The sequence below is a fragment of the Staphylococcus sp. GW821-FHT11H10 genome, from assembly GCF_058807855.1.
Genome location: NZ_JBXARC010000035.1, coordinates 1 through 15,749 on the forward strand (window position 1 = coordinate 1; position 15,749 = coordinate 15,749).

Annotated in this window: 18 protein-coding genes, 2 tRNA genes and 1 riboswitch; of the genes, 13 read left to right on the plus strand and 7 right to left on the minus strand. The window is 31.7% G+C overall.

Annotation, left to right across the window (positions count from 1 at the left end; all coding sequences use genetic code 11):
- Positions 1–5: 5 nt before the first annotated feature.
- The 4 genes from AC1RRU_RS12010 to menC all read left to right on the plus strand — a co-directional run bounded on the left by AC1RRU_RS12010 (position 6) and on the right by menC (position 3,419).
- Positions 6–77, plus strand: a tRNA-Glu gene (locus tag AC1RRU_RS12010).
- A gap of 59 nt (positions 78–136) precedes the next feature.
- Positions 137–226, plus strand: a tRNA-Ser gene (locus AC1RRU_RS12015).
- Positions 227–1,015: 789 nt separating this feature from the next.
- Positions 1,016–2,410, plus strand: a complete 1,395-nt coding sequence (menE, locus tag AC1RRU_RS12020) for an o-succinylbenzoate--CoA ligase (RefSeq protein ID WP_070855350.1) — start codon at positions 1,016–1,018, stop codon at positions 2,408–2,410.
- Between the two features lies 1 nt (position 2,411).
- Complete coding sequence (gene menC / locus AC1RRU_RS12025; RefSeq protein WP_053017685.1) at positions 2,412–3,419, plus strand: o-succinylbenzoate synthase; 1,008 nt, start codon at positions 2,412–2,414, stop codon at positions 3,417–3,419.
- On the opposite strand, the gene yidD is transcribed toward menC, so the two are convergent.
- A complete protein-coding gene (gene yidD / locus AC1RRU_RS12030; protein WP_011275435.1) occupies positions 3,416–3,652 on the minus strand; it encodes a membrane protein insertion efficiency factor YidD in 237 nt (78 codons plus the stop codon). The two genes, menC and yidD, sit on opposite strands and share 4 nt — an antisense overlap.
- 66 nt (positions 3,653–3,718) lie before the next feature.
- Here yidD and ytkD point away from each other — a divergent pair, with 66 nt between their 5' ends.
- On the plus strand, positions 3,719–4,192 hold the full coding sequence (gene ytkD, locus AC1RRU_RS12035; RefSeq protein WP_011275436.1) for an RNA deprotection pyrophosphohydrolase: 474 nt from the start codon (positions 3,719–3,721) through the stop codon (positions 4,190–4,192).
- A complete protein-coding gene (locus AC1RRU_RS12040) occupies positions 4,173–4,943 on the plus strand; it encodes an alpha/beta hydrolase family protein (RefSeq protein WP_011275437.1) in 771 nt (256 codons plus the stop codon). The genes ytkD and AC1RRU_RS12040 overlap by 20 nt, the downstream gene beginning before the upstream one ends.
- Before the next feature lie 64 nt (positions 4,944–5,007).
- Here the strand turns inward: AC1RRU_RS12040 and pckA are convergent, their stop codons facing one another.
- Positions 5,008–6,600, minus strand: coding sequence for a phosphoenolpyruvate carboxykinase (ATP) (pckA, locus tag AC1RRU_RS12045; protein ID WP_053017684.1), 1,593 nt, complete (start codon positions 6,598–6,600; stop codon positions 5,008–5,010).
- A gap of 165 nt (positions 6,601–6,765) precedes the next feature.
- A riboswitch (SAM riboswitch) is annotated at positions 6,766–6,876 on the plus strand.
- Positions 6,877–6,991: 115 nt separating this feature from the next.
- Between pckA and metK the strand changes: the two genes are divergently transcribed.
- The 3 genes from metK to AC1RRU_RS12060 all read left to right on the plus strand — a co-directional run bounded on the left by metK (position 6,992) and on the right by AC1RRU_RS12060 (position 10,306).
- Positions 6,992–8,188: a methionine adenosyltransferase gene (metK, locus tag AC1RRU_RS12050; protein ID WP_037538587.1), complete on the plus strand. Its 1,197-nt coding sequence runs from the start codon at positions 6,992–6,994 to the stop codon at positions 8,186–8,188.
- A 94-nt stretch (positions 8,189–8,282) separates the two neighbouring features.
- A complete protein-coding gene (locus AC1RRU_RS12055; RefSeq protein WP_053017682.1) occupies positions 8,283–9,191 on the plus strand; it encodes a hypothetical protein in 909 nt (302 codons plus the stop codon).
- Positions 9,192–9,469: 278 nt separating this feature from the next.
- The gene (locus AC1RRU_RS12060) at positions 9,470–10,306 is read left to right on the plus strand and encodes an aldo/keto reductase (RefSeq protein ID WP_049394687.1); all 837 of its coding nucleotides are present in this window, start codon (positions 9,470–9,472) and stop codon (positions 10,304–10,306) included.
- A gap of 65 nt (positions 10,307–10,371) precedes the next feature.
- Here the strand turns inward: AC1RRU_RS12060 and AC1RRU_RS12065 are convergent, their stop codons facing one another.
- From AC1RRU_RS12065 to AC1RRU_RS12075, 3 genes are all read right to left on the minus strand, one after another.
- On the minus strand, positions 10,372–10,725 hold the full coding sequence (locus tag AC1RRU_RS12065; RefSeq protein ID WP_053023387.1) for a fluoride efflux transporter FluC: 354 nt from the start codon (positions 10,723–10,725) through the stop codon (positions 10,372–10,374).
- Positions 10,722–11,087: a fluoride efflux transporter CrcB gene (crcB, locus tag AC1RRU_RS12070; RefSeq protein WP_011275444.1), complete on the minus strand. Its 366-nt coding sequence runs from the start codon at positions 11,085–11,087 to the stop codon at positions 10,722–10,724. Before crcB ends, AC1RRU_RS12065 begins: the two co-directional genes overlap by 4 nt.
- A gap of 92 nt (positions 11,088–11,179) precedes the next feature.
- Positions 11,180–11,485 (minus strand): hypothetical protein, encoded by a 306-nt coding sequence (locus tag AC1RRU_RS12075; protein WP_011275445.1) that lies wholly within the window; start codon positions 11,483–11,485, stop codon positions 11,180–11,182.
- A 263-nt stretch (positions 11,486–11,748) separates the two neighbouring features.
- Between AC1RRU_RS12075 and AC1RRU_RS12080 the strand changes: the two genes are divergently transcribed.
- Both AC1RRU_RS12080 and AC1RRU_RS12085 read left to right on the plus strand, forming a co-directional pair.
- The gene (locus AC1RRU_RS12080) at positions 11,749–12,462 is read left to right on the plus strand and encodes a transaldolase (protein ID WP_011275446.1); all 714 of its coding nucleotides are present in this window, start codon (positions 11,749–11,751) and stop codon (positions 12,460–12,462) included.
- Between the two features lie 220 nt (positions 12,463–12,682).
- A complete protein-coding gene (locus AC1RRU_RS12085; protein ID WP_011275447.1) occupies positions 12,683–13,153 on the plus strand; it encodes a membrane protein in 471 nt (156 codons plus the stop codon).
- Here the strand turns inward: AC1RRU_RS12085 and AC1RRU_RS12090 are convergent.
- A complete protein-coding gene (locus AC1RRU_RS12090; protein WP_011275448.1) occupies positions 13,137–13,583 on the minus strand; it encodes a competence protein ComK in 447 nt (148 codons plus the stop codon). The genes AC1RRU_RS12085 and AC1RRU_RS12090 overlap by 17 nt on opposite strands.
- Before the next feature lies 1 nt (position 13,584).
- Positions 13,585–14,061 (minus strand): sigma-70 family RNA polymerase sigma factor, encoded by a 477-nt coding sequence (locus AC1RRU_RS12095; RefSeq protein WP_011275449.1) that lies wholly within the window; start codon positions 14,059–14,061, stop codon positions 13,585–13,587.
- Positions 14,062–14,317: 256 nt separating this feature from the next.
- On the opposite strand from AC1RRU_RS12095, the gene AC1RRU_RS12100 reads away from it, so the two are divergent.
- Positions 14,318–14,539 carry a hypothetical protein gene (locus AC1RRU_RS12100; protein WP_011275450.1) on the plus strand — a complete coding sequence of 74 codons (222 nt, stop codon included), beginning with the start codon at positions 14,318–14,320 and terminating at the stop codon, positions 14,537–14,539.
- Positions 14,540–14,746: 207 nt separating this feature from the next.
- Positions 14,747–15,598 carry a peptidoglycan release complex glucosaminidase SagB gene (gene sagB / locus AC1RRU_RS12105; protein WP_011275451.1) on the plus strand — a complete coding sequence of 284 codons (852 nt, stop codon included), beginning with the start codon at positions 14,747–14,749 and terminating at the stop codon, positions 15,596–15,598.
- Positions 15,599–15,749: the final 151 nt, after the last annotated feature.

A 15,749-nucleotide genomic window follows, 5' to 3' on the forward strand; every position in this document is an offset into this window, starting at 1 on the left:
GCCATGGCTCCTTGGTCAAGCGGTTAAGACACCGCCCTTTCACGGCGGTAACACGGGTTCGAGTCCCGTAGGAGTCATACAAACAGAAGTGAAATATCGCTTCTGTTTTTTTATGTAATTTAGTTATTAATATTGAGGAGAACTGTCCGAGTCTGGCCGAAGGAGCACGCCTGGAAAGTGTGTAAGCGCCACAAGCGCTTCAAGGGTTCGAATCCCTTGTTCTCCATTATAAAAGTCTATCATAATATGGTTTAGAGTGAGCAAGTGTCAAAGAAGTGTCTAGAAAATAAAATTTCTGGCACGTTGACCTTGATTTTTTTATTGTTGAAATTGTGATGAAAAGCAACTTTTTAATGAAGTGCGTGGGTAAAACTAAATTTTAGAATTAATAATAAAAAATATCTTTTAATATTATATTAAGCTCAACATAGTGCGTTGAGTTTATAAACGAAATACATTGAATTTCGAGGGTTTAAAATGAAAATTTCAAAACAAGCAGAAAAAGGAGCTAGTGTAGTGGATACGCTAGCTCTTTTCTCATATCATATTAATATTTAAGAGTATTAAAAACATAGATAAACGGAATAAACAAGTTCAGTTTTTAATCATGTTGGTGACATTCAACTATTAGATTATGGATCGAGATAAGAAAATTTAAGAATAATTAGATTTTAATATTTAAATTATTATATAAATATATTATAATATTCATATATCAACGACAATGCGTGGAACTTATAAAACGAAATACATTGAAATCAGTAGCCAGCCTACTATGAGGCTAGGCAATAATTGAATATCATAGCTTATTTGAGTTTAAAGTGGTAATCATCACTTTAAACTCTTTTTTAATTTAAAAAATAAAACTAATTCATTGTTTAATGATTGAAATTTTCCAAAATGTCAATTTGTAATAAGCTAATATCACTGAAATATGCTGCTTCTTAAACACAACCAATGCTAACTAACTAAATTATCGTTATAATTATAATGTATTTATATGGAGGAATGAACAGTGGATTTTTGGTTAAAAGAGCAAAGTATTAAAAATAGAGATAAGGTAGCAGTTACAGATGGAAATCATTCTATAACTTTTAAGGAATTGTATGATAAAGCATTTTCAATATCAGAACAAATTCTTTCTTTAAATAATAATAGAGTAGGATTGTATATTAAAAACGATATTGCGTCTATCACGCTGATTAACGCTTGTTGGTTAGCTAATGTTGAAATAGCAATGCTAAACACGCGATTAACAGAAACTGAAATGATAAATCAAATGAATTCCATCAATGTATCAACAATATTAACGACGCAACCATTTCACTTGTCGGATTTTAATGTAATACATATATCTGAAATAGAACAATATTCAAAACGTATCAATAATCAAACATGTAATTATGATCGAATTGCTTCGATTATGTTTACATCTGGAACGACAGGTCCTCAAAAAGCAGTACCACAAACCTTTAAAAATCATTATGCAAGTGCAATTGGGTGTAAAGAAAGTTTAGGATATGATGAAACCACTAAATGGTTATCTGTTTTACCGATATATCATATTTCAGGTCTTAGTGTTTTATTACGTTCTATAATTGAGGGTTTTACGGTACGTATATTGGAAAAATATAATACACAAACGATGTTATCGATCATTAAGGAAGAAGGACCTACCCATATATCACTAGTCCCACAAACGCTTAAATGGCTTATGGATGCAGGATTAAACCAACCGTTCTCAATTGAGAAAATATTACTTGGAGGTGCCAAATTATCAACTACATTAATTGATGAAGCCCTAAATTATCAGTTACCGATATACAATTCATTTGGAATGACAGAAACGTGTTCTCAATTTCTAACTGCTACACCCGAGATGCTTGCACAACGGTATGATACTGTCGGCAAACCAAGTGAAAACGTTAATGTACGTATTAAACATCCAAATAGTGAAGGTCATGGCGAACTTCTCATAAAAGGGAATAATGTAATGAACGGTTATTTATATCCAGCAGGGTTGAGCGATACTTTTGAGGATGGATACTTTAAGACTGGTGATATAGCAGAAATTGATGAGGAAGGATTTGTGATGGTTTATGATCGTCGCAAAGATTTGATCATAAGTGGTGGGGAAAATATTTATCCATATGAGATTGAATCAATTGCTAAAACACATTCAGATATTAATGACGCTGTATGTGTAGCGCAAGAGGATGAGACATGGGGTCAAATACCAGTACTATATTATGTTTCGGATGATACAATTCCAGAAATAGAATTAACTAAATATTTGAAAACGTATTTGGCAAAATATAAAGTACCCAAAGCCTTTCATCAGGTTGAAAGTTTACCGTACACTTCTACAGGTAAATTACAACGCAATAAAATGATAAATAGAGGACATTAATATGTTGATTAAAGCAGTGAATTTGTATCTTTACAATCAGGAATTTGTAAATCCAATTATAACTCCCAAAGTTAAAATGACACACCGAAAAGCGCTTATTGTTGAAATTTTAAGTGAAGATGATCAATCTTTTTTTGGAGAGTGCAATGCATTTGAAACAAATTGGTACAACGAAGAAACGATTGAAACTGTACAAGAAATACTTTCGCAATGGTCGGAAAGTATTGTTAAAAACTCTTTTCATAAATATGAAGATTGGAAACCATATTTAGATATACTTGACAATTATCCCGCAGCGAGAAGTACTTTGGTTATGGCGATTTATCAGATGTATCATGATTTACCGAAGTTTAAAGTAGCGTATGGTGCAACGATAAGTGGCATAAGTGCACAACAACTTGAGTACTTAAAACAAACTCAACCCAAACGTATAAAGTTGAAATGGACAGGTCAACTGAATGATGACATCTCACTTTTAGATGACATATTACCTTATGATTTTGAATTAGCATTAGATGCTAATGAGTCACTAGATGTTTCAGATTTTCAAAAATTAGAATCTATAAATGACCAAAATATACTTTATGTAGAGGAGCCATTCAAATCGTTGTCTTCAATTTTACACATTGATCATACGCAATACCCTGCAATTGCACTCGATGAAAAAGCTACTGATATAAATAGTATTATCTCAATTGTTAACCAATTCCCGGTTAAAGTAGTGGTTGTTAAACCATTTAGATTGGGTGGTCTTGATAGAGTACAATCATTGATTCGTGAATTGAAATCAATTGATATTAAAGTGGTTATAGGTGGAATGTACGAATATGGACTAAGTCGTTACTTTACTGCATTATTAGCTCGAGAAGGTGATTATCCTGGGGATGTAACCCCAGATGGTTATTATTTTACTGACGATTTCACGCAAGGTGTCGGTAAATTAAAAGAGGGGATGATTTCATTTCACCCCCCTCAAATCGATAAATCAAAATTGCTTAAATTAAATTAGTGTCTATGTTTATCCTTTTTTAAAGGAACTGGATCAAATCCACCTTTATGAAGAGGATGACATTTAAGAATGCGACGAATTCCCATATAGCCACCTTTGAATGGGCCATAAACTTCAATCGCTTCTCGCGTATATTCTGAGCACGTAGGATAAAATCTGCATGTAGGTGGCGTCATAGGTGAAATATAGCGTTGATAGATATGGATTATTCCAAGAAATAATTTTTTTAACATTATAGGCCTCCAACCAGTAATACGATTATAAATTAGTTTAACATATTGAAGGGAGTAGTATGGAACATGGAGTTTCTAGATAAAGATAATAGACGTGTCACAATGAGTTACAAAACGAACAACGACTGTCCTGATGGTAATCATGTTTTAGCTATTCCACTATATAAGAACCAGTTACTTTTTACTCAGCACAAAATGCGTGGCATTGAGTTTCCAGGTGGTAAGGTTGAAGAAGGAGAACAAAGTATACAAGCAATCAAGAGAGAACTTTTTGAAGAAACAGGAGGCATACCTGAAACGATAGATTATATTGCTCAGTATCAGGTTCATACATTCGATAACTCAATTTTCAAAAAAGATGTATATATCGTGAAGGTTAAATCATTTGAAGAGAAAAGTGATTATTTAGAAACGAGAGGGCCATTATTATTTGATAATATTAATTCTATTCCATTAGATAAACAAAGTTATTTAATACAAGATAATGCAATTCTTAAATGTGTCGAGAGGATGATAGAACTTGGATATTATCGCGACTAAGAAAATGCCTATAGCATCAAGAACGCATCAATTCGATGAAATTACCTATAAAGTTGAGGGTTTAAAAGTAAAAGCATTACAGATGTGCCCTTTAAAGAAGACAGTAAAAAGAATCGTAGTATATTTGCGAGGAGGTAAGGGACAAGTCGGACGTGTACGTGCAGCAAGACTAATGCAGTTTGCAAATGAAAATACCTTAGTTGTAGGTCCTTACTATAGAGGAAGTAATGGAAGTGAAGGTAGAGATGAGTTTGCTAACGCTGATTTAAAAGATGTTACCTATCTCATAAAGATACTTAAACAACGATTTCCTAATGCATATATACACATGATTGGTTTCTCAAGAGGTGGAATACAAGGACTACTTACATATCAAGATTACCCAGTCGATAGTTACATCATCTGGGGTGGTGTATCAAGTATGCACTTGATGTATGAAGAACGTACTGATTTAAGAGGGATGTTGCGTCGAATGGTAGGACATCCTTCCAAAAATAAAGAATCTTATGACCAAAGAGATGCGATAAAACTTATTGATTCTAATAGTTCACCAATTTTAATAGTTCATGGTGGCAAGGATAAACAAGTAGGTATTCATCATGCCTATTACTTGGAAGAACAATTGAAATTAAAAGGTGTTGTTCACGACACATTTTATCAACTTGATGAAGGGCATGTACCTAGACCACAAGCAATGAAATTAGCGCTCGATTATGTGCATCAATGGATGACGAAGTGTGAAGAAATATAATAAGACAACGTATAAGGGTTCAATACAGTACGCATTATACGTTGCCTTTTTAATAAATATTTAATTATTTTTTAAAGCCACCAGTGTTAGCAATTTCTTCAACTTCTGGACCGAATTTCTTGAAGTTTTCTTCAAAACGTTGGATTAAGTCATCGGCTTGAGCGCGATATTTATCAGAATCACTCCAAGCATTAATTGGATTAAGTATTGTTTTAGGAACATCTTCCATTTCAGTAGGAATACTTAAACCGAATTTCTCATCTTTTGTAAACTCTGCATTTTTCAATTTACCTTTAATTGCTTGATCTACCATATAACGAGTGTAATGTAGACTAATACGTCTACCTACGCCATATTTACCACCAGTCCATCCAGTGTTAACTAAGTATACATCAACATCATGTTTATCTATTAGTTCACCTAATAAATCTGCATATTTAATAGGATTAAGTGGTAAGAAAGGTGCACCAAAACAAGTTGAGAATGATGGTTCTGGTTCAGTAACGCCACGCTCAGTTCCAGCTAATTTAGAAGTGAAACCACTTAAGAAATGGTACATCGCTTGAGATTTAGTTAATTTAGCAATAGGTGGAAGTACACCAAATGCGTCAGCAGTTAAGAAAATTATTGTATTAGGATGTGCTGCTTTAGATGGTAATACAATATTATCAATGTGATGAATTGGATAGGCAGCACGTGTATTTTCAGTATATGAATTATCATCGAAATCAACAGCACCACGCTCGTTAACCACAGTATTCTCTAATATAGTACCGTATTGAATCGCGTTATAAATTTGAGGTTCTTTTTCTTTAGAAAGGTTGATTGCTTTTGCGTAACAACCGCCTTCAATATTGAAAATACCATTTTTATTCCAACCGTGTTCATCATCACCAATCAATTTTCTATCCGGTGCTGCTGATAAAGTTGTTTTACCTGTACCTGATAATCCGAAGAATAAGGCTACGTCTCCTTTATCTCCAACATTCGCAGAACAATGCATACTCATAATATCTTGCATTGGAAGCAAGTAGTTCATTACTGAGAAGATACCTTTTTTCATCTCACCAGCATACTCTGTACCACCAATTAAAATGGTTTTATGTTTGAATGAAATGATAACAAAAGTTTCTGATTTAGTTCCATCAACTTCAGGATCAGCTTTAAAGTGAGGTGCTGAAACAATTGTGAAGTTAGGTTTTATATTACTAGCTTCTTCTTTAGAATCTGGGCGGATAAACATGTTTTGAGCAAAAAGGTTATGCCATGCAAGTTCATTGATAACTGTAAGTTTCAATTGTGTGTCTTTGTCACTACCTGCATAACCATTAAAAACGTAAAGTTCGTCTTTTTTATCAAGATAGTCTAAAACTTTAGAGTAGAGATTTAAGAAAGTTTCTTCATCGATAGGTTGGTTGATATCTCCCCAATGAATATTATCTTTATAAGAAGGTTCTGTAACAATGAATTTATCTTTAGGTGAACGTCCAGTGTATTTACCTGTGCTTGCATTGATAGCACCAAGTTCAGTTAATTCTCCTTCATTATTATCCATAATTTTGTAATAAAGTTGAGTTGTTGAAAGCTGAAAAAGAGAGCTTTCTTTTTCCAATAATTTTTTAATTTTAGGTGTTTCGCCGTATGTATCTACTGACATACCCAATCCCTCCAGCGTGTGTTATAGAAATTCAATATTGTAAGCCTTTACATGAAAATAGTATAACATAATGCCGTAATTATTCCACCTGGAAAAGACAAAAAAACATGTAAAAACAAAATTGACATTAATAAATGAATTAGGTAGTATAGTTCTTAACGGATTCTCTTATCCTGAGTGGTGGAGGGACATGGACCCAATGAAACCCAGCAACCTCTTTTTTTAAAGAAAGGTGCCAAACCGTTTGCAGACATATACTCGTCTGAACGATAAGAGCGAATGGACGTTTAAGAGCCTTCTCTCTGTCTTGAATAGTGAAGAAGGCTCTTTTATTTTTGAGCTCACAATTAAAAGAGAATTTTCGTAAATATAGTTATAAAAGGAGCAAATCATGACTTATAATAAACGTTTATTTACTTCAGAATCAGTGACAGAAGGACATCCAGATAAGATTGCTGACCAAGTATCTGATGCCATTTTAGATGAAATCTTAAAAGATGATCCTAATGCACGTGTTGCTTGTGAAACTACTGTAACAACTGGAATGGCTCTAATTTCAGGTGAAATATCTACATCAACTTATGTAGATATACCTAAAGTTGTAAGAGAAACAATTAAAGGTATTGGCTACACTCGTGCTAAATATGGCTATGATTACCAAACTATGGCAGTTTTAACTGCAATCGATGAGCAGTCACCTGATATTGCACAAGGTGTCGACAAAGCACTTGAATACAGAAATGATATTTCAGAAGAAGAGATTGAAGCTACTGGTGCCGGTGACCAAGGTTTAATGTTCGGATATGCTACAAATGAAACAGAAACATATATGCCTCTACCTATCTTTTTATCTCATCAATTAGCGAAGCGTTTATCAGATGTACGTAAAGATGGTATTCTAGATTATTTAAGACCTGATGGTAAGGTTCAAGTTACAGTTGAATACGACGAATCAGATAAACCTAAGCGTATTGATACGATTGTAGTGTCATCTCAACATGCGGATGACATTGAATTAGAACAAATTCAAAGTGACATTAAAGAACATGTAATATACCCAACAGTTCCTGAAGGATTAATTGATAATGAAACGAAATTCTTTATCAATCCTACTGGAAGATTTGTTATCGGTGGACCTCAAGGTGATGCTGGATTAACAGGACGTAAAATCATTGTTGATACTTATGGTGGTTATGCACGTCATGGAGGAGGTTGCTTTAGTGGTAAAGACCCAACTAAAGTAGACCGATCAGCAGCTTATGCGGCAAGATATGTAGCTAAAAATATTGTTGCTGCAGGACTAGCAGACCAATGTGAAGTACAACTTGCTTATGCTATTGGAGTGGCTGAACCAGTTTCAATTTCAATTGATACATTTAAAACGGGCAAAGTTTCCGAGGCTCAACTTGTTGAAGCTGTCAGAGCTAACTTTGATTTACGTCCAGCAGGCATCATTAAAATGTTAGACTTAAAGCATCCTATATACAAACAAACTGCTGCTTATGGTCACTTTGGTAGAACGGATGTATTGTTACCATGGGAGAAATTAGATAAAGTCAATGTATTAAAAGATGCTGTTCAAGCTTAATAAACGCTTTAAATAATATAAAAGAAATTGTCGAAATTATAGATAGTTTCCATTATAATTAGATTTACTGATAGATTAAAGGAGCGTTGATTTAATGAATTCATTTGGACCAATCGAAATTGGTTTAATCGTAGCAATTGTAGTTGCAATTATCTGTTTAATATTATTCTTAGTTACACTTAAAAGTAAAAACAATATTAAACAGAAAACAAAAGAAGAATACGACTTAAAAGAAAAGCAAATGAAAGCGTCACATGACGAAGCCCTAGAGAAAGAACGCATACAAAATAAAAAGCAAGTTACTAAACAAAAAGAAGATTTTGATGCAACTGTAAGCGGTAAAGATCGTGAAATTGATGCATTGAAACTATTCTCAAAAAACAAAAGTGAATATGTTACAGATATGCGCTTAATTGGAATTAGAGATCGTTTAGTGAAAGAAAAACGTATTAGACCTGAAGATATGCATATTATGGCAAACATCTTCTTACCAAGTAATGAATTCAATGATATTGAACGCATTAGTCACCTTGTACTTACTCGTACAGGTCTATATATTATAGATTCTCAACTATTAAAAGGGCATGTTTATCAAGGTATAAGTGATAAGCAATTTAACGAATTGCCTATGATGGAGCATGTATTTAGTACTTTAGATTTAGATGCTAAGTCACCTCAAACGCTAGTACTCGATCAAAATGAAGATAAATCTTCGTTGTCATTCGTTAATTATTCAGATCAACTTACTTCAATTGAAAAGTTAGCGTCAGACTTGCAAACACAATTAGGTGCTAAATATACGCCAACTGCGATTTTATACTTTAATCCTAAACACGATGGAGACGTAACGATTTCAAATTATGCACAAAGTTCAAGTGTTAAAGTTCTAGTTGGACCTGATCAATTAGATGAGTTCTTTAATAAATTTGTATTCCATGGACGTATTCAATATAACGTAGATGAATTACAAAATGTTATGGATAAAATTGAATCATTTAATTAGTATTAGAGCCTGGGACATAAATAATATGATGATGCTATTTTGCAAATTCGCAGTAGCTGACTGAACTGAAAATGCGCTTAACTCAAGCTTTTTTCAGTTCTAGTCATCCTTGCGGGGGTGGGACGACGAATTTAAAAAGAATTCTGTCCCACTCCCTTTTTAATTTTGAGGAGAAGCTTATTTAAATAATAAACTAAACTAATATTAAAGTTTTCAATATGGACATTTTTGGGAATAGAGTAGTAATTATTAAAATAAGAAGAAAAGAGGTTTCTTTTATGGAAACAATTGAATTTTATAATGGTCACACAATGCCTAAAGTTGGAATTGGTACTTTTAGAGTAGAAAATAACGATGAATGTAAGGAGGCAGTTAAGCATGCAATTGTCTCAGGTTATCGTAGTATTGATACAGCTAAAGTATATGGTAATGAAGAACAAGTTGGTTTAGGCATTAAGGAAGGTCTAGAAGCTACTGGGTTAGAACGTAAAGATTTATTCATTACATCAAAACTATATTTTGAAGATTTTGGGCGTGAAAATGTTGCAAATGCTTATGAAACAAGTATCAATAAATTAGGACTAGATTATTTAGATTTATATCTTGTTCATTGGCCTGGTACCAATGAAGCAATAATGATTGATACATGGAAAGGTATGGAAGATTTATATAAAGATGATAAGGTTAAAAATATTGGTGTAAGTAACTTCAATGCAGAACACTTTGAAGCTTTATTAGCTCAAGTTTCTATTAAGCCAGTCATCAACCAAGTAGAATTTCATCCATATTTCACTCAAAATAAACTACGTAAATATTTAGAAGTACAAAATATCCATATGGAGTCATGGTCACCATTTATGAATGCCCAAATCTTAGATGATGAAACACTTAATCAAATTGGTAAAGAAGTTAATAAATCGGCAGCACAAGTCGTCATTCGTTGGAACATGCAACATGGTGTCATCGTTATTCCTAAATCAGTTACACCCCAAAGAATAGAGGAAAATATTAATGTTTTTGATTTCAAACTAACAGATGAACAAATGGAACGAATTGATTCTCTAAATAAAGATCAACGCATTGGTCCTGATCCAGCAACATTTGAAGGACATTAATATAAAATGTAAAAATACACTTCGTAGTTGCAAGATTTAATCTTAAAACTATGAAGTGTATTTATTTATATCGTATAACCAATAAAGCATGAGGTAAACCCTATTACAAATTGTAAAATAGAATAACTAAAAAATTGAACAGGTTTAAAACTTGGCGAAATAAATTGGACGAGTTCATAAGACAAAGTTGAAAAGGTTGTTAATCCTCCAAGGACGCCAGTTATAAAAAACAGTGAAAATAATTGATAATCTTGAGCAATCCCAAATACGAAGCCAATTAAGAAACTACCAACGAGATTGACTATTAAAGTTGCAATCGGTATAGGTGACGTTATTTTACTTTTAAAGACATCTGTTAACCAAGCTCTGATAACAGCACCAATGCCACCACCTATCATAATAAATAGTATATGTATCATGTAGGTTGCCCCCCTAATTTAACACCAAACCAGCAGAAAAGAATGCCTCCTATATAACTGGTTAAGCCATAGATAAAGAGCAAAGCGATACTATTATTTTGCGACATTGTAACTAACTCAAATTGGAAGGTTGAAAAGGTAGTTAAAGCACCTAGTAATCCCGTTGTGACACCTTTTTTAATTAATGGGTTATTTTTAAAAAAATGAATGGATAAAGAAGATAAATATCCCATTAAAAATGCACCCACAATATTCGCAATTAATGTACCGAGTGGTAATCCAGAATCGACATTAAGAGTTGATAAGACATATCTTAGTAATGCTCCAAATAAGCCCCCAATAAACACAAATAAATATTGCATTTTATCACACCTATTCATTATTTTTATTACGATAAACACTAATCGATAATTATTTTTTAACTTAGAAAGTTAGTTCTGGTATTTAAAAAAGTTTACGACAATATACCAAATGTCTTAATTGAGGCATAGATATGGAATAAGATAACAAACAAGATAATTATTGGCAAAATTTTACTCGCAATTCTTATCCATCCTTGTTTATCACCTAAATGTTTAATCGCTTTATCTGAAAATATAATAGAAGCAATTAATATAATCACATTAATGATACTGCACGCAATAAGTAAATATTTAACAGAAGTAATTTGCTGACTTAATAGTGGGTTGAATGTATTAAAATAAAAACTTATGATGAGTAAAATTATTGAGATATAGAAGTATTTTTTTGGCTTAGACATAATGTTCCTCCTACCTAATATCATCTAATCATATTACCATATTTTAATTAACATTTAATAGTGACTAGTGAATTTGACAATTAATTTTGTTAAAAAGCAAAACATTCGCCAAGTGTTTCTAAGAATGATATAAATAATTTATAAATATTTTATTGATGCGGAATAGTCTGATCATCATATGAAAAGAAGCATATACATATAAGAAATCTATTGTGATGTAATTTAACTATCATCGTAATCGAACTTAAAGGAGGAAGAATGAAATGGCAAAATTAAATGTCGAAGTATTTGCAGATGGCGCAGATATTGAACAAATGAAAGCAGCATATAAAAATAAAGAGGTAGACGGATTCACTACTAATCCTAGCTTAATGGCTAAAGCGGGTGTAACAGACTATAAATCATTCGCTGAAGAAGCGGTTAAAGAAATTCCAGATGCATCTATTTCATTTGAAGTATTCGCTGATGATTTAGAAACTATGGAAAAAGAAGCTGAAATATTAAAACAATATGGTGATAATGTTTTTGTCAAAATTCCAGTTGTGAATACTAAAGGCGAATCAACAATTCCGTTAATAAAAAAATTATCAGCGGACAATGTGCGTTTAAATGTTACTGCAGTTTACACTATTGAGCAAGTAAAAGAAATTACTGAAGCGGTAACTGAAGGAGTACCTACATATATTTCAGTATTTGCAGGTAGAATAGCTGATACTGGTGTTGACCCATTACCTTTGATGAAAGAATCAGTAGATGTGGCGCATAGTAAAGAAGGCGTTAAATTATTATGGGCAAGTTGTCGTGAACTATTTAATGTTATTCAAGCAGATGAAATTGGTGCCGACATTATTACATGTCCAGCAGATGTAGTTAAGAAAGTAAATACTAATTTAGGTCGAGATATTAATGAATTATCAGTTGATACTGTAAAAGGTTTCGCTAAGGATATTCAAAGCTCAGGTTTATCTATTCTTTAAGATTTAAAAATTAAAATAACTCCGTTCTATAAGATATTGCTTAGAACTTCTACACACAATTAACACTTTCATGTCTATGTGTAGATTCTCTAAATCAATCTCTTTCATATAGAAACGGAGTATTTTTATATAGTAAAGCTTTTGATTTTTAACTTGTAAGTAAATGAGAACTTCGCTAAAATTTAAAAGAAATAATATTAGAAGGAGATAACCACATAGTATGAAACATACAGAATTTGAAGAGAAAGTTAAAAAGCAATTGTGGTTTTTAAATAAAAAGGAAAAAAAGCTATTACAAAATAATTTAACGCATTACCATAATGAGGTAGAGGGTAATGAAGGGGATATTCAGTCAAAGAAATATCGCAAACCAATTCAGTACGCAAATCAATTTTTAAAAAATAACATATTTAAACAAAAAGAAGTAGCAAGTTCCACATTGTTATTTTTACTAATAGGAATGGTACTCATTTATGCTTTCTTGCTAGGGTTATTTTTAACAGGATTTATTACAAGTCTTACTGCAGTGAATTATTTTATAAATCCACAAGTTTCAATGCCAGTTATAAATGTGATCTTAATTTTAATAGGTGCAGTACTTCTTGCAATCGTAAGTTTATTACTCATTAAATCAGTTACTGCATTTTTCACAAAAAAATTGTTAGAATACAAATTTAATAAATCTGCATAGTTTTTTGTACTAAATGATACAATAATGTACTTTCTTGCCATTTTTTATAAATTAACGAATAGGGTTCATCAACATGTAATTGAATATTATTTTCAAAAGTAATGATAACGCCATTTGTAGTAGATGTTAATCCAATAATTGTTAATGCGTTGATGTAAGTTTGTAAAGGTGCACGTTGATGTTTAATAGGGAAGAGGACAACCTGGTCAGATATATATAAAGGTACTAATTTATTAATTGCTAATAATCGTTTTGCCAACTTTAGCCTTTGCAAATACGATTGATTATGCTGTTCGAAATAATAAATTAGTACCTTTTTAATTGGAAAAGGTAGCACCATGTCATAAGTCGAAAAGCAGCATTTAGTTTTATGTTCACTATGTTGCAATGTTTGAATATAAAGCAAATGGTAAGAATTGTGTGGAATCATATTATTCACCTTTAAAATAATAATCGGTGAGCTTTTTTATAGAAGAGGATTTATACTTTTTAATACTCGATAAAGAGACATGCATTAAGTCGGCAATTTCGAATTGTTTATAGCCTTGGATAAAATAGTTATACCATGCCAGTTCTTGTGTATTTAAAATTTTGGAAATGTCATTATAGTTGAAGAAAGTTGTCTCTGTATTAATAGAAGTAATTTGAGGAGTTTGCAAATCATCGACTTCAACTAATTCTGGTTTTAAATTTTCTTTTCTAAATAAGTCAATTAAGTAAAAATTGAGCCGCTGATAGAGATAAGAGGATAAACAAATATTTGAATTCTTATTGTAATTCTTAGATAATTGCCACAGTTTAATTAGCAATAACTGATAAAATTCATCATAATTATACTTGACGTAATAACGCTTTAACAAATAATGAATAAATCTATGATATTTATGATAAATCTCGTCAAAATTCATTTTGATTGGAATTCGCTCCTAGTTTAAGTACTTAAACAAAATTTCCGGATATCTAAAATTTAAACTAACTTATATAAATTATCATTTGCGTAATTTGAAAAAAGGGTGTTAAATAGTAAACATAGAATAATGAAAGTATGCAAAATAATGATTTAAGACATAAGTAACTCAGTAATGCGACAATTAATTATGAACATACCTAACATTCATAAATATATTTAAGTTCTAGTCAATTTGTAACGTGGGAGGTATAAATTTGGATTACGCACATTTAAATCTAGAGCATTTTTTTGCAAGAAATGATGATTTAGACATAATTAGGGATCGTTCTGAATTTGTAATGATTAATAATTTCACAAATGAAATGATGTATCGAGATGGTGAAATAGAAGGAACAGTTGATTTAAATCAATATTATTACAAGAATAGATCTCAAGCAGCTAGTTTTATCATGATGGATTATCGCAAAGATAACTAACAATTACTAGTTATGCTTTATAGAATCAAGTAATGAAATTCTATAGGTTTCATTACTTTTTATTTTGCAAAGTTTCATTTTGATTACTTTTATTTTATGAATATGTAACATTGCAAGTATAAAATTGTTTATAAGAATTAATAATGTTAAACTTTATTATCATAAAGATTTTAAAGAAAAAACAACATTGACCTAAGAGGTGTGAATATGACGAAGCACAAAAAAGGCTCAATTATTAGCCTAGTGGGGTTATTGATTGTTTTAGTCGCAGCAGGTTTTATTTTCTTTACTATGATTTCAGATCAAATATTCTTTAAAAAAGTAAATGAAGAAGAAAAAGTAGAGCATTTAAACGTTACACTAAATAAAGCTGCCGATAAACAAATTGATAACTACACAAGTCAACAAGTCTCTAACAAGAATAATACTGCTTGGAGAGATGCTTCAGATAATGAAATAAAAGCTGCAATGGACAGTAGTAAGTTCATTGATGATGACAAACAAAAGTATCAATTTTTAGATTTATCTAAATATCAAGGTATTGATGAAAACCGTATTAAGCGTATGTTATTCGATCGACCTATGTTATTAAAGCATACTGATGCATTTATTAGTGCTGCTAAAGAGAAACATGTGAATGAAGTTTATTTAATTTCTCACGCTTTATTAGAAACTGGTTCAGTTAAAAGTGAATTAGCCAATGGTGTAGAAATTGATGGTAAAAAATATTATAACTTCTATGGTGTAGGTGCTCTTGATAGTGATCCTATTAAAACTGGTTCAGAATACGCAAAAAAACACGGTTGGGATACTCCAGAGAAAGCTATCAAAGGTGGGGCTGATTTTATTCACCAACACTTCCTATCACATGATGATCAAAATACGCTATACAGTATGAGATGGAATCCTAAAAATCCAGGTGAACATCAATATGCTACTGATATTAAATGGGCAGAAAGTAATGCTCAAATCATCGCAGATTTCTATAAAGAGATGAAAACAGAAGGTAAATATTTTAAATTATACGTATACAAAGATGATAATAAACATCAAAAATAAATAATTGTAAGTAAACTAAAGCCAACGATCACACTGATTCAAGCAAGTGATAACGTTGGCTTTTTCTTTAATATAATGGCTCTATAATAAATTGGACTGATGACTAAAAATCATCAGTCCAATTTTTATGTTTGAATACAAAAATGGCGCA

What these genes read in the sequence shown, in the direction of transcription:
- menC (WP_053017685.1), top strand. Translation starts at nt 2,412, where the DNA reads ATGTTGATTAAAGCAGTGAATTTGTATCTTTACAATCAGGAATTTGTA.
- yidD (WP_011275435.1), bottom strand. Translation starts at nt 3,652, where the DNA reads ATGTTAAAAAAATTATTTCTTGGAATAATCCATATCTATCAACGCTAT.
- ytkD (WP_011275436.1), top strand. Translation starts at nt 3,719, where the DNA reads ATGGAGTTTCTAGATAAAGATAATAGACGTGTCACAATGAGTTACAAA.
- pckA (WP_053017684.1), bottom strand. Translation starts at nt 6,600, where the DNA reads ATGTCAGTAGATACATACGGCGAAACACCTAAAATTAAAAAATTATTG.
- metK (WP_037538587.1), top strand. Translation starts at nt 6,992, where the DNA reads ATGACTTATAATAAACGTTTATTTACTTCAGAATCAGTGACAGAAGGA.
- AC1RRU_RS12055 (WP_053017682.1), top strand. Translation starts at nt 8,283, where the DNA reads ATGAATTCATTTGGACCAATCGAAATTGGTTTAATCGTAGCAATTGTA.
- AC1RRU_RS12060 (WP_049394687.1), top strand. Translation starts at nt 9,470, where the DNA reads ATGGAAACAATTGAATTTTATAATGGTCACACAATGCCTAAAGTTGGA.
- AC1RRU_RS12065 (WP_053023387.1), bottom strand. Translation starts at nt 10,725, where the DNA reads ATGATACATATACTATTTATTATGATAGGTGGTGGCATTGGTGCTGTT.
- crcB (WP_011275444.1), bottom strand. Translation starts at nt 11,087, where the DNA reads ATGCAATATTTATTTGTGTTTATTGGGGGCTTATTTGGAGCATTACTA.
- AC1RRU_RS12075 (WP_011275445.1), bottom strand. Translation starts at nt 11,485, where the DNA reads ATGTCTAAGCCAAAAAAATACTTCTATATCTCAATAATTTTACTCATC.
- AC1RRU_RS12080 (WP_011275446.1), top strand. Translation starts at nt 11,749, where the DNA reads ATGGCAAAATTAAATGTCGAAGTATTTGCAGATGGCGCAGATATTGAA.
- AC1RRU_RS12085 (WP_011275447.1), top strand. Translation starts at nt 12,683, where the DNA reads ATGAAACATACAGAATTTGAAGAGAAAGTTAAAAAGCAATTGTGGTTT.
- AC1RRU_RS12090 (WP_011275448.1), bottom strand. Translation starts at nt 13,583, where the DNA reads ATGATTCCACACAATTCTTACCATTTGCTTTATATTCAAACATTGCAA.
- AC1RRU_RS12095 (WP_011275449.1), bottom strand. Translation starts at nt 14,061, where the DNA reads ATGAATTTTGACGAGATTTATCATAAATATCATAGATTTATTCATTAT.
- sagB (WP_011275451.1), top strand. Translation starts at nt 14,747, where the DNA reads ATGACGAAGCACAAAAAAGGCTCAATTATTAGCCTAGTGGGGTTATTG.